The 14120-nt window shown below is 37.4% G+C and carries 11 protein-coding genes; 10 read left to right on the top strand and 1 reads right to left on the bottom strand.

Annotation, left to right across the window (positions count from 1 at the left end):
• Positions 1-2 precede the first annotated feature (2 nt).
• The 9 genes from SKC36_RS02320 to SKC36_RS02280 all read left to right on the top strand — a co-directional run bounded on the left by SKC36_RS02320 (position 3) and on the right by SKC36_RS02280 (position 10951).
• Positions 3-1418 carry an aldehyde dehydrogenase family protein gene (locus SKC36_RS02320; protein ID WP_459464355.1) on the top strand — a complete coding sequence of 472 codons (1416 nt, stop codon included), beginning with the start codon at positions 3-5 and terminating at the stop codon, positions 1416-1418.
• Positions 1409-4219, top strand: a complete 2811-nt coding sequence (locus SKC36_RS02315) for a BamA/TamA family outer membrane protein (RefSeq protein WP_459464352.1) — start codon at positions 1409-1411, stop codon at positions 4217-4219. Before SKC36_RS02320 ends, SKC36_RS02315 begins: the two co-directional genes overlap by 10 nt.
• The gene (locus tag SKC36_RS02310; protein WP_459452918.1) at positions 4186-5301 is read left to right on the top strand and encodes a tetratricopeptide repeat protein; all 1116 of its coding nucleotides are present in this window, start codon (positions 4186-4188) and stop codon (positions 5299-5301) included. The genes SKC36_RS02315 and SKC36_RS02310 overlap by 34 nt, the downstream gene beginning before the upstream one ends.
• 53 nt (positions 5302-5354) lie before the next feature.
• Positions 5355-7295, top strand: coding sequence for a threonine--tRNA ligase (thrS, locus tag SKC36_RS02305; RefSeq protein WP_459464350.1), 1941 nt, complete (start codon positions 5355-5357; stop codon positions 7293-7295).
• A 117-nt stretch (positions 7296-7412) separates the two neighbouring features.
• Positions 7413-7973 carry a translation initiation factor IF-3 gene (infC, locus tag SKC36_RS02300; RefSeq protein ID WP_109323029.1) on the top strand — a complete coding sequence of 187 codons (561 nt, stop codon included), beginning with the start codon at positions 7413-7415 and terminating at the stop codon, positions 7971-7973.
• 86 nt (positions 7974-8059) lie between these two features.
• A complete protein-coding gene (rpmI, locus tag SKC36_RS02295; RefSeq protein WP_109323028.1) occupies positions 8060-8254 on the top strand; it encodes a 50S ribosomal protein L35 in 195 nt (64 codons plus the stop codon).
• Between the two features lie 82 nt (positions 8255-8336).
• The gene (rplT, locus tag SKC36_RS02290; RefSeq protein WP_109323027.1) at positions 8337-8681 is read left to right on the top strand and encodes a 50S ribosomal protein L20; all 345 of its coding nucleotides are present in this window, start codon (positions 8337-8339) and stop codon (positions 8679-8681) included.
• A 96-nt stretch (positions 8682-8777) separates the two neighbouring features.
• Positions 8778-9908, top strand: a complete 1131-nt coding sequence (locus tag SKC36_RS02285) for a cysteine desulfurase family protein (protein WP_459464348.1) — start codon at positions 8778-8780, stop codon at positions 9906-9908.
• On the top strand, positions 9905-10951 hold the full coding sequence (locus tag SKC36_RS02280; RefSeq protein ID WP_459464346.1) for an XdhC family protein: 1047 nt from the start codon (positions 9905-9907) through the stop codon (positions 10949-10951). The genes SKC36_RS02285 and SKC36_RS02280 overlap by 4 nt, the downstream gene beginning before the upstream one ends.
• 106 nt (positions 10952-11057) lie before the next feature.
• On the opposite strand, the gene dnaK is transcribed toward SKC36_RS02280, so the two are convergent.
• The gene (gene dnaK, locus SKC36_RS02275; protein WP_459464344.1) at positions 11058-12947 is read right to left on the bottom strand and encodes a molecular chaperone DnaK; all 1890 of its coding nucleotides are present in this window, start codon (positions 12945-12947) and stop codon (positions 11058-11060) included.
• Between the two features lie 171 nt (positions 12948-13118).
• On the opposite strand from dnaK, the gene SKC36_RS02270 reads away from it, so the two are divergent.
• Positions 13119-14120, top strand: coding sequence for a fatty acid desaturase (locus tag SKC36_RS02270; protein ID WP_459464342.1), 1002 nt, complete (start codon positions 13119-13121; stop codon positions 14118-14120).

Genomic DNA, 14120 nt, shown 5'->3' with positions numbered 1-14120 from the left:
CCATGGTTTCATCAACAGAAGATCAAATTGCAGAAGTATTTTGGATTCAAAAATCTACCTTATCACGTCTTAAAAATACGACGTATAAAGAACGTATTGAAAAATTGAGATCCATTGAAAAATACATGATTTCTCATAAAAAGGAATTGTTTGATGCTTTATATGATGATTTTAAAAAACCTTCCTCTGAGGTAATATTAGCAGAGTTGCTGGGAGTAAAAAGAGAAATTGATCATATCTGCTCACATCTGAAATCTTGGATGAAACCGCAAAAAGTAGATACTCCTCTTCTACTTTTAGGTACCCAAGGTTACGTCCAAATGGAAGCCAAAGGTATGTGTTTAATCATTGCTCCATGGAACTACCCTTTCAATTTAGCCATCTGCCCCTTACTATTGGCCATCGCTGCTGGTAATGCCGTAATATTGAAGCCATCTGAATTAAGTCCTGCGACCTCTTCCTTTATAAAAAAGATGATTACGGTCCTTTTTGATCGAAGTGAAGTGGCTGTTTTTGAGGGAGATGCTTCTGTTTCCACTTATTTATTGGAACAAAAGTTTGATCACATATTTTTTACCGGTAGTCCCATGATTGGGAAATTAGTGATGAAAGCAGCCGCTGAGCATCTTACTTCGGTAACCCTAGAGTTGGGAGGTAAATCACCTGCTATCGTAGGGCCAGAAGCGGATATTGAAGCATCAGCACAAAAAATTGCTTGGGGTAAATTTTTGAATAATGGGCAAACATGTATTGCTCCAGATTATGTATATGTTCATGAAAGGCATTATTTCGCATTTCTGGAAGCTTTAGAAAAATCAGTTAACACGTTTTACAATCCCGAGAAAAAAGGTATTCAGCAAAGTAAAGATTATGCTAGGATTGTCAACTCAAGGCATTTTAGTAGAATCGTGAATTTGTTAGAAGATGCTAAACTTCATGGTGCGAATGTGTTATTTGGAGGCGAAACGGATGAAAAGGACTGTTACATGGCCCCAACCGTATTGACCAACTGTCACCATGATATGAACATCATGCGCGAGGAGATTTTTGGTCCTATTCTACCCATTTTGGTATATAAAGATGAACAGGAAATTATCGACCAATTAGCGAAAGAAGAAAAGCCACTAGCTCTTTATATTTTTTCTGAACAAGAAGAGTTTACTCAGCATATCCTAAAAAATACGAGCTCCGGAGGTGTGGTAGTAAATGATTGTCTGATACATTACGGACATGGAGAGCTTCCATTTGGAGGTGTAAATAATTCAGGAATAGGTAAAACAGGTGGTAAATATGGATTTATTGAGTTTTCTAATCAAAAATCTGTGTTAGTTCAACATAGTCGAATGATGAAATTTTTATATCCTCCCTATCATTTAAAGGTCCGTTGGATGCTTGATTTTATTCTAAAATGGCTTTAAAGAAATTATTTATTGTTTGGTTGGTTTTAGGCCTATGTTTTATTTCTAAGGCTCAATTAAATTATGCCCTATTAGATCAAAATCCAGCATCGATTCAATGGAAACGCATTCAAGTACCCAATCAGCCGATACAAATTATTTATCCCAATGATGCTGATAGTTTAGCTCAATTGACTGCTTATTACCTAGAAAAACATGTCAATCAGGTTGGAAAAACACTACCAAGTAAACTTCATCCTTGGAAAGTTGTACTTCAAAATAGGGGAATATATTCCAATGGATTTGTTAGTTTAAATGCCCCCAGAGCTGAATTTTTTACTATTCCTACCCAAAATCCTGCCTTAGTTGGGACGAATGAGTGGTTGGAGATGTTGGTTAGTCATGAGACTAGGCACATGTTTCAAAACGAGTTAGGTCGACAAGGTTTAGCTAAGTTTTTTAGAAGTTTATGGGGGAGTAATGGTCAAGCATTGTACTCCAATTTAATCATTCCTAATTGGCTTTGGGAAGGTGACGCGGTAGAGACAGAAACAAAATTAAACCCAACGGGTAGAAGTAAAATCCCTGAGTTTTATTTGCCCTTGCATGCTTATTTAACCGAATATGGAATACCTTCTTATGGAAAATTGATGGGTAAGTCATATCGACAATATGTCCCTAATCATTATATTTTTGGTCAATTTTTAAGTCAATATATTCGAAAAAAACAGGGTGATTCTGCCATTGGTTTAATCTGGCAAAATGCCTTGCTACGCCCCTATCCTTTCGCTTTTTCTTCTGTTTTGAAGAAAAAGACAGGTTTAAGTATCGACCGCTTTAGTCAATTGGCTTTGAAGGAATTACGGGATTCTATTCAAAAAAATAAAATATCTCAGACTGAGCCAGGTGAACAAATCAGTCCAAAAGTCTCCAAAGGTTTTACTCCTTATAAATTTCCATGTTGGATTTCTGAAAACACTTTTGTCGCTATTAAATCTGGTTTTTCTACAATTCCTGTTCTAGTAGAAATAAGCCATGGAAAAGAAAAAGTATTGTGCAAAATAGGTCCGATGGCAGAAATGAATATGTTATCTGCCACTTCGCAATGGATCGTTTGGTCTGAAATTAAATTTGATCCTCGATGGGGACAAAAACAAGGTACTAGATTGGTATTATTCAACCGAGAAACCAAAGAAAAGACTTTTTGGGATGGTGATGAAAAATGGTTAAACCCCTCTTTAAGCCAAGATGGGAAATTAGTGTTAACCCTTGTTCAAAATAATGCTGGTTCCTCGCACCTTTTGCTTTTGGATGTAGAAACAAGGCAATTGCTTAAAAAAATACATATTGCTGCTGGAGAACAAGTACTTCATGCCCGATTAGCAGATTTGAATAGAATCGTCTTCATTGTCAAAAAACAATATCAAAAATCGATTCGAATTTTGGATTTAGAGCGCTTAAACTTGCTTCATGAAATTCCATTAGGAAGTAACAACATTGCTTCTCCTTTTTTGCAGGGGGATTATGTCTATTTTAATGAGCCCGTCAATGGAATTGATCAAATTGTGCGTATTCATCTAAAGAAACATCAAAAACAGGTTATCAGCAATGCTCCATTTGGTGCATATTCTGCTCAAAGTTGGAATAACGAAAAGGTTATTTTTCAAACTTATCGTGCCTCAGGAGACGCTATTGTAGAGAAAAAACTAAGTGATCATGCCTGGAATACTTTAGAAAGCAACCCAGTAAAAAAACCATTCGATGAAATTAGACCGGCTTATGCTACTCAAAAATACTCCAAATGGAACATTTTTAATGTGTATTCTTGGGGACCGCTAATTGCTGCTCAAGGAAATCAATTGGAAGTCAGTCTATTATCTAAAAATATCACCAATACCTTCCAAGCGGGCTTAGGATATCAATTTGACCCTAATGAACGATCGGGTACCCAATTTGCCCGTTTTTCTTATCAAGGGCTATATCCCATTTTAGATGCCTCCTTTCAAAGTAGTCAGCGAAGTACCAGCTTGTATATTGATAGAAAAGCTCCATTAGATAGTTTAAGAACAGACAGATGGACCCAAACTAAAGGCGATGTAGGCATTCGCTTACCAATTAATTTAACTCATTCGGCCTTTTCAGAATTTTTAACCTTGTCTACTACGTATTCTTTTTTTCAAGTCGATGGTTATGATTTGCCATTGAGATATAAAAATGAAGCATTTAATGGCATGTATTCATCCATGACACATGCTATTTCCTATTCTAAATTATTAAATAGGGCCTATTGGGACGTACAATCACCTTGGGGATATCAATTTGGATTTAATTGGCAAGGAACTCCTTTTAGCCAAAATTTGAAGTCTGAAATTTGGTCTGTTCAATTAAAAACTTTTGTTCCTGGATTATTTAGGCACCATGGTATTTCCTTGCGTGGGGCATACCAGCAACAATCTAATGGAAATTATACATTTGCCAGTACTTTAGCATTACCTCGTGGTTATACCACTGTTTTGTATAATCGATTGTATACATTTTCAGCAGATTATAAGTTTCCTATTGCCAATACCGATTTTAATGTGGGTAGGTTATTGTATGTAAAGCGATTAAAAGGAAATATATTTTTTGATGCTTCACAAGGTGAAAATATCGCAAAAGATGGATCAACCACCACCACTTTCCAATCATTCGGTGTAGATTTGTCCTCCCAATTTCACTTGATGCGTTTTTCCCAAACATTTGAAATCGGAGTACGTTGTTTATATAAATCTCAAACAAAGCAAATCGAGTGGTATCCTTTGGTAATCGATATAGGATTTTAATTGTTTCTTGTATAGGCTTGTTGGGTTTCAGCATTCTTTTGTTCTCCTGTGAAACAAATCAGGATTCAAAAGGCGAAAAAATACCTCCGGCTACGGCATTTTTAAAAGGTGAGGATCCTCAACGGGTGATTCAATATATTAGTGCACTTCTTGAGGATAAGCCTTCTTCTTCGCTATATTACTTACGTTCTAAGGCCTATTTTAAACAAAGGAAATATATCTTGGCATCCGAAGATATTCAACGAGCCTTGCAGATTGAATCTGGGGATTTAGATTATTTATTTCTTTCAGCTCAGCTTCATTTTCATTTAGAAGAATATACAGAGGCATTAAAAGATGCTAAATCATTGGAGGAAGCAGGCTTTGCTACCCCTGGTTTATGGATTTTATTGGCAGAAATATATGCCCAGCAAGGTCAAGTTAAAATGGCTAATTACTATTTGGCTAAAAGTTTAAAAGTAGGGCTTTCTCCTAAGGATAGAGTGTATGTTTATACTTTACGTAATCTTTCTGTAGGCGATACCCTAACCTGGTTAAAAACGGTTCGAGATAGTAGTCAGGTTTATCTCTCCGAAACGCCGTTGGCTCGACTCTATTTTCAGCATCAAGGCGATAGGTTAGCGATGCTCGATTATCAAGCTCAACTTTTAGCGGCAAGGAAGAAATTTCCCAATGACCCACATTTATTACGTTATTGGGCTAGATTTTTGGCAAAGATTCATCAAATTCCAAGAGCAGAAAAGGTGTATGCTAGTGTTTTGGCCGCTTTTCCCAATAACCCAAGTTTATATGCTGAATTAGGAAGTTTTTATTTCAAAAACAGGGATTATTACAAAGCAATAGCCTTTTTTGACAAAGTGCCTTCAGGAAGTCCTTACAACACGGAAGCATTGTTTACCAAGTCGATTTGTTGGCTCTATTTAGGAGAAAGATTGAAAAGTATAGCCTTATTGGATTCAGCCCAGCGATTATACCCTGCTGATAATCGATTTAAGAGTCTACGATATCGATTAATGAATCGAAATTCAGATTCCACCCACATTCAAAAGGATAGTTTGTCAACAGAGACTCCTGAAAATTAAAATACGCTCCTAATATTCCTGCTTAATTTGTAAATTGCATAAAATTTGTACGAATGATAAAAATTACCTTTCCCGACGGAAATATCCGTGAGTATAATTCAGGTGTAACGCCTATGGAAATTGCCTTGTCAATTTCAGAAGGTTTAGCAAGAAATGTGTTGGCTGCCAAAGTGAATGATCAAGTAGTGGATGCCTCTACTCCTATTCAATCCGATGCGCAAGTTCAATTATTAACCTGGAATGATAACGAAGGTAAAAAGACATTTTGGCATTCATCTGCTCACTTAATGGCAGAAGCGATTGAAGCTTTATATCCAGGAACTAAGTTTGGTATTGGTCCGGCTATTGAAAATGGGTTTTATTATGATATTGATTTAGGAGGTAAAGAATTTGGAAGTGATCAGTTTAAGCAAATTGAAGACAAAATGCTTGAATTGGCCCGCCAAAAGAGTGAATATTTACGTAAACCAGTTGCCAAAGCTGATGCTATCGCCTATTTCCAAGAGAAAGATGATGAGTATAAACTAGAACTTTTAGAAGGTCTGGAGGATGGCTCAATTACCTTTTATACCCAAGGCAACTTCACGGATTTATGTCGTGGACCACACATTCCACAAACGGGCTTTATCAAATCGGTCAAGTTATTGAGCGTAGCGGGCGCCTATTGGCGTGGAGATGAGAAGCGTAAACAAATGACCCGTATCTATGCCATTACTTTTCCTAAGGCAAAAGAATTAGAAGAGTATTTATTCTTGTTGGAAGAAGCTAAGCGACGCGATCATAGAAAATTAGGAAAAGAACTGGAGTTATTTGCTTTCTCTGAAAAAGTAGGCCTAGGTTTACCTTTGTGGTTACCTAAAGGAACGATACTTCGTGAAAGATTGGAGAACTTCTTGCGTAGAGCCCAAGTACGTGCAGGCTATTCTCCTGTAGTGACTCCTCATATTGGAAGTAAAGAATTGTATGTGACTTCAGGTCACTATGCTAAATACGGTAAAGATTCATTTCAACCAATTCATACGCCGGATGAAGGAGAAGAGTTTTTATTGAAACCGATGAACTGCCCACACCACTGTGAGATTTATAAAACCAAACCACGTTCTTATAAGGATTTACCTTTGCGTTTAGCAGAGTTTGGTACAGTTTATCGCTATGAGCAATCCGGAGAATTACATGGACTTACGCGAGTACGTGGTTTTACTCAGGATGATGCGCATATTTTCTGTCGTCCAGACCAAGTGGAAGATGAATTCATGAAAGTGATTGATTTGGTTCTATATGTATTCAAGGCATTAGGTTTCAATGAATTTTCAGCCCAGGTTTCATTACGAGATAAAACAGATCGAGAAAAATACATTGGTCGCGACGAGGATTGGGAAAAAGCCGAAGCCGCAATCATTAAGTCGGCCCAAGAAAAAGGCCTACCTTATGTGGTAGAATATGGCGAGGCTGCATTCTACGGCCCTAAGTTAGACTTTATGGTACGTGATGCCTTGGGAAGAAAATGGCAGTTGGGTACCATCCAAGTTGATTATCAATTACCTCAACGATTTGAACTGGAATATACAGGGTCAGATAATCAAAAACATCGCCCTGTGATGATTCACCGAGCACCTTTTGGTTCATTGGAGCGTTTTGTGGCCATTTTGATTGAAAATACAGCGGGAAATTTCCCATTGTGGTTATCCCCCGATCAATTGGCCGTATTACCTATTTCTGAGAAATACGAGGATTATGCCAATGAAATCTATTTGCGCTTACAAGAGCGTGATTTAAGGGGTTATGTAGATCACCGTGATGAGAAGATTGGTCGTAAAATTCGTGATGCTGAAGTTTCCAAAGTACCCTTCATGATTATTGTAGGAGACAAAGAGCAAGCTGAAGGATTGGTGAGTATCCGTAAAAAAGGTCAGGGGGATTTAGGTTCTATGACTTTAGATGCGTTTATGGCTATTGCACAGGATGAAATACAACAATTGACGCACGATAAATAGATTTATTGGCGATTATCAATTGCTTGAAACTCTTTTGTTTGCAAATGCGTTAAAATTGATATAGCTTTCGAATTGAATTCAAGAATTAACAATAATTATTAAACGAAATTTTACTTTATGGCTTTACGCCCCAATAACAATTACCGAGGAAACAAACGAGAAGAGGAGCCTTACAGAATCAATAATTTAATCCGTGGGGTTGCAGAAGTGCGATTAGTTGGAGAAAATATTGAGCAAGGAGTTTATGAGTTTTCCAAAGCTTTAGCCATTGCTGAATCTCAAAGTTTAGACTTGGTGGAAATCTCTCCGAATGCCGTTCCTCCTGTTTGTAAGGTTATTGATTATGCTAAATTCAAGTATGATCAAAAGAAAAAGCAAAAAGAGATTAAGGCTAATGCTACGAAAACCGTCATCAAGGAAATTCGTTTCGGACCTAATACCGATGAGCATGATTTTAATTTTAAATTAAAACACGCCGTGAATTTCTTAAAAGAAGGTGCTAAAGTGAAGGCTTATGTTCACTTCGTAGGACGTACTATTGTGTTTAAAGAACGCGGGGAAATGTTGTTATTGAATTTTGCCAAAGGATTAGAAGAATTTGGTAAACCTGATGACATGCCTAAATTAGAGGGTAAGCGTATGAGCATTATCTTCTCCCCTAAGGCTGCTAAGAAATAATTTCAATTTTTTTTCATCAAAACAGGGAATTAAAGGGTATTTTTTATACTTTTGCATTCCCAATTTTAAATTTAATTTTTACAATAATGCCAAAAATTAAAACCAACTCTGGAGCAAAGAAACGTTTCAAAGTAACTGGAACTGGTAAAATTAAGCGTAAACACGCTTTTCATAGCCATATCCTTACTAAAAAAACGACTAAGCAGAAGCGTAACTTAGTTCACGCGACCTTAGTTTCTCCATCTGATATGGACCGTGTAAACTTAATGTTAGGTCTTTAATATCAATTTAAGTTATTGTTCAACCAGAAATAAGGCCTAAAGTACTGTAAAAAGTCGCCTCAATTTCAAAAAACAAATTTCTATGCCACGTAGTGTCAACCATGTAGCTTCTAGAGCTCGCAGAAAAAAAATTTTAAAATTAGCCAAAGGCTTTTATGGTCGCGGAAAAAACGTTTGGACTGTAGCCAAAAACAAAGTTGAGAAAGGTTTGCAATATGCATACCGTGATCGCAAAGTAAAGAAAAGAGATTTCAGAGGATTATGGATTCAGCGTATTAATGCTGCTGCTCGTCAAGAAGGAATGTCTTATTCAGCTTTCATGGGCAAATTCAACAAATCAGGAATGACTTTAAACCGTAAAGTTTTAGCTGATTTAGCGATGAACCACCCAGAAGCGTTCAAAGCAGTAGTTAATAAATTAGGTTAATCCTTAGTTTAAATACTAATAAGAAAGTCCCAAAGAAATTTGGGACTTTTTTCATGCCCGTCATGTATCTTTGTTCTACATCCAACAGCTCATCAATTGAATCGCTCTGTTTATTTAGATTATGCTGCCACCACTCCTGTTGCTCCTGTTGTATTGGATGCTATGATTCCCTATTTTAGTCAACAATATGGTAATGCGGGCTCCAATCAACATATATTTGGATGGGAAGCAGCTGATGCTGTTGATCAAGCAAGGAAAACCATAGCGGCTTATTTTTCTATCAAGCCCAATGCTGTATTATTCACTTCAGGTGCAACGGAGTCAAATAATTTAGGGATTTTGGGATTGTTGGAGAATGAATCTCCTGGCCACATCATAAGCTCTGCTATTGAACATAAAGCTGTATTAGAGCCTATGGCCTATTTAGCATCCAATGGTTGGGATGTTACCTATCTTTTACCCAATGAATTTGGTGAAATTAGTTTGGAACAAATTCAGGCTGCTCGAAAGCTAAATACTCGTTTGGTTTCCATCATGTGGGTGAACAATGAAATTGGTACGGTAAGCGATATTTCTGGTATTGCCCTATGGTGTCAAAAAGAGGGTATATACTGCCACAGTGATGCTACTCAAGCTTTAGGCAAGTTGGATATAGCTCAATCATATTTACCTGATTTATTGAGTTTTTCAGCTCATAAAATCTTTGGTCCTAAAGGAATTGGAGCACTTCTTGTTAAGGAAGGTATAGCCTTACAAGCTCGACAATTTGGCGGCTCTCAAGAACGAGGGTTACGAGCGGGTACATTGCCCGTTCCATTGATTGTGGGATTAGCTAAGGCTTTTGAAGGGATCCCACAGCTTTTGGCTTATTTGCCAGCCATAGAAGCCATTAAAAGCGATTTAGAAAGTTTATTTAAAGAGAACTTGGGACATCGTATTGTGTTCAATTCTGTTTCTAAGAATCAGATTCCTCATATTTTAAACTTTTCTATTACGGGATTGGATTGGGAACGACTTTTTAGATCTATGCCATTGTTGGCACTATCCAATGGTTCAGCTTGTAACTCGAAATCAACTTTCCCATCGCATGTGATTAAAGCCTTGGGGAGAGATGACGAAACGGCCTTGTCAAGTGTACGGATATCATTGTCTCATTTGTATTTAATGGAAGACCATGAGTGGGTTAAAAATTACTTCATTCAAAGTTTACAAAAACTGCTAATATGAAAGATTGGATTCAAATAGTTAATCGATTAGAGCAATTATTAGTTGAAAATACGGACTTAGCCTTAGCTACGGTGGTTCATGTAGATGGATCGGCATATCGTAGACCTGGTGCTAGGATGTTAGTTACTGGAGATGGTAATTGGTGGGGAGCTATAAGCGGGGGCTGTTTGGAAGGAGATATGTTGAAAAAAGCTCAAATGGCCATGATGCGGCAACAAATCAAAACGGTCACTTATGATACTCGTGAGGATGATCCTTTTCAATTAGGAGTTGGTTTAGGTTGTCAAGGTTTGATTGATATTGTGATAGATCCTATTCGTTCTCATTTAGAGGCTATTTGTATTGCCATGAAACAAGCCATTGCTTCCAATGAGCCTGGTGTTTTGTGTAGTGTATGGGATGAAAATAAACTAGATCAATTTGAATTTAGCTATATAACTGAATCCGTGTTACATCACTTTGATACAGAAAAAAAGCAGGTGCTAGAACAAAAAATAGCTCAATATCACCTGAATCAAAATAAATCTACCTTATTGGAATACGTTCCTCCTATGCCACGTATTTGGATTTTTGGTAATCAATTTGATGCCATGGCGCTGATTCAACAAATCCAACTTTTAGCTTGGGAAATACATTGGGTAGGAAATACACAGAAGATGAATCCATTAGCTAAGAAGTCGGTACATGCTATTTATGATTGGGAAGCTGAATATTCCATTCTTCCCAATGATTCTTTGGTCATGATGACCCATGATTTTGATCGAGATGTGTTTTTGATGAAGAAATTAAGTTCCTTAAGCCAATTTACTTTTTGGGGTATTTTAGGGCCACAGAAACGCATGGATAAATTAGAAGATCATTTATTGAAATCAGGAATAGCTATTTCTGACTTAAGAAATAAAATTTCAAGTCCCATTGGCCTTGATTTGGGCGCAGAAGGTCCTGAAGAAATTGCCATTTCAATTGTAGCTGAAATAGTTGCACAGAAAAATAATCGCGACGGCCAACCTCTAAAATTCCGAAAAAAGCCCATTCATGGCTAAGCCAAGATTTTCTCTTGGAAATATAGATATAACTCAAATAAGTTTACCAACAAAAAACTCCCAGCGTAACTGCTGGGAGTTTAAATAAACCTCTAAACCTATTTAACTATTTTACTTCCTCGAAAGCTACATCTTCCGCTTCACTTGAGCCATTGGCAGAAGCATCCGCTGTGTTTTCTGTAGTACCTGCAGTTTCACCGGCAGCATACATTTCTTGGGAAGCAGCAGTCCAAGCTGCGTTGAGTTTTTCTAATCCAGCATCAATAGCTGCTACATCTTGGGAAGCATGCGCTGTTTTTAATTCAGCTAAAGCTCCTTCAATGGCTGATTTATTTCCTTCGGAAAGCTTCTCTCCATATTCTTTCAATTGCTTTTCAGATTGGAAAATTAAAGCATCAGCTTGGTTGATTTTCTCAACACGCTCTTTCTCAATTTTATCGTTCGCTTCGTTGGCCTTTGCCTCGTTGCGCATTTTTTCAATTTCAGCATCAGTTAAGCCACTGGAAGCTTCGATACGAATCTTTTGCTCTTTACCAGTACCTTTATCTTTTGCAGATACTTGTAAGATACCATTGGCATCAATGTCAAAAGTAACTTCAATTTGAGGAACTCCACGCTGTGCTGGTGGTAATCCATCTAAGTGGAATCGGCCTAATGAACGATTATCCTTGGCCATAGGTCTTTCTCCTTGCAATACATTTAACTCAACAGATGGTTGGTTATCAGCGGCAGTAGAGAAAACTTCCGACTTCTTAGTTGGGATTGTTGTATTAGCTTCAATTAACTTGGTAAATACACCACCCATTGTTTCAATTCCTAAAGATAATGGAGTCACATCAAGTAACAAAACATCTTTTACTTCTCCGGTTAAAACCCCACCTTGAATAGCAGCACCTAATGCAACTACCTCATCTGGATTTACACCTTTAGAAGGTTTTTTCTCAAAGAATTTTTCAACTTCTTCTTGAATTCTAGGAATACGAGTAGAACCACCAACTAAAATCACTTCGTCGATATCTGAATTAGAATACCCCGCATTTTTCATCGCTCTTTTGCAAGGCTCCAAAGTGCGTTGAATTAAACTATCAGCTAATTGTTCAAACTTAGCGCGAGTTAAATTACGAACTAAGTGCTTAGGAATGCCATTTACGGGCATGATATAAGGCAAATTGATTTCAGTGGATGCTCCAGAGCTCAATTCAATTTTTGCCTTCTCAGCAGCCTCTTTTAAACGCTGAAGAGCCATTGGATCTTTACGCAAGTCAATGTTCTCATCGGCGATGAATTCTTGTGCCAACCAATCAATGATTACTTGGTCAAAATCATCACCACCTAAGTGTGTATCTCCGTCGGTTGATTTTACTTCAAATACCCCATCTCCTAATTCTAGGATGGATACGTCAAATGTTCCACCACCTAAGTCGAACACCGCAATCTTCATGTCCTTACCTTGCTTATCAACACCATAGGCTAAAGCAGCGGCTGTAGGCTCATTGATGATACGTTTTACCTCTAAGCCCGCAATTTGACCTGCTTCCTTAGTAGCTTGACGTTCTGCATCGTTGAAATATGCAGGAACTGTAATAACTGCCTCTGATACAGTTTGTCCCAAATAGTCTTCTGCAGTTTGCTTCATCTTAGTCAAGATCTGCGCAGAAATTTCTTGTGGAGTATATAAACGATCACCGATGCGAACGCGTGGGGTATCGTTATTACCCTTTTCTACTTGGTATGATATTGTTTTTAATTCAGAACTAACATCACTATATTTTTTACCCATAAATCTTTTTACAGATGATATGGTATTTTGAGGGTTGGTAATCGCTTGTCTTTTGGCAGGGTCTCCTACTTTACGCTCACCATTCTCTAAAAACGCTACAATTGAGGGAGTTGTCCTTCTTCCTTCTGAGTTAGCAATAACAACTGCCTCATTTCCTTCCATAACGGCCACACATGAGTTGGTGGTACCTAGGTCAATTCCAATAATTTTTCCCATGATTATTATTTTATTTTTTCACCACCATGTAACAAGGAATATGCCATGAAAGTCGTTTTAGGGAAATGCTGACATATTGTCACATACTACCTTGCGAAGAATAAAATTCAATAATTTTCGTCAGTAAATAGGCATATATGTTATCTTTGTATCAAGAAAAAATGTTCAATTATGTCTGAATTTAATGACTTTACTTGGGTAGAAGGTTCAGAGCCTCATCGTCAACGTACTAGAGAAATTATTAAAAAACATCCGGAGGTAAAAAAACTTATAGGTAAGAATCCTAACACTATTTGGTGGATTTTAGCCTGTGTGGGTTTACAAATTACACTTGCCTATTTTTTAAAAGATTCCCCTTGGTGGTTAATTGTAGCTGTGGCTTGGTTTGTTGGAGCTTTCCCAACACACACGCTTTTCGTATGTATCCACGAAACGGCTCATAATTTAGTATTTAAAAAGAATTCTTGGAATGTGTTTGCTGGTATAATAGCCAACTTTCCTTCCCTATTCCCTACGGCCATTTCCTTTAAGAATTATCATCTAAAGCATCATGCTTTTCAAGGGGTTCATGAATTGGATGCTGATTTACCGGATTATTGGGAAGCGAAATTGATCAATAACTATTTCATAGGAAAAGCCATATGGTTATTATTATTTCCTTTTTTCCAGGCTGTTCGCACCATACGTTGTATCGAATTGGCAGTATTTGATCGTTGGGTGATTATGAACATCATAGCTCAATTTGCTTTTGATGCATTAATCGTGTATCTATGGGGTTGGCCTGCCTTAGCTTACATGGGTTTAAGTTTCATGTTTTCTGTAGGTTTGCATCCGCTTGGAGCGCGTTGGATTCAAGAACATTATTTGGTTTTGGATAAAAATCAGGAAACGTATAGTTACTATGGTGGGTTAAATGGAATTAATATGAATGTGGGTTACCACAATGAACACCATGATATGCCTTCAATTCCTTGGAATAACCTTCCTAAATTAAAAGCAGCAGCTCCTGAGTATTATGACAACCTAAAATACCATACTTCTTTTGTTAAGTTGTTCTTTACATTCTTGTTTTCTCAAGAAGTAGGTTTGTATTCACGAATTGCTCGAAGAGAACGTGGTGGTGTGGTATTAAGTGATGTTTCCACTCCTGATATTGATTTGGCTAAAGAATAA

The sequence above is a fragment of the Aquirufa sp. OSTEICH-129A genome (assembly GCF_054558355.1).
Note: the sequence above shows the minus strand (reverse complement) of the source record. Positions and strands in the feature narration are given on the sequence as shown.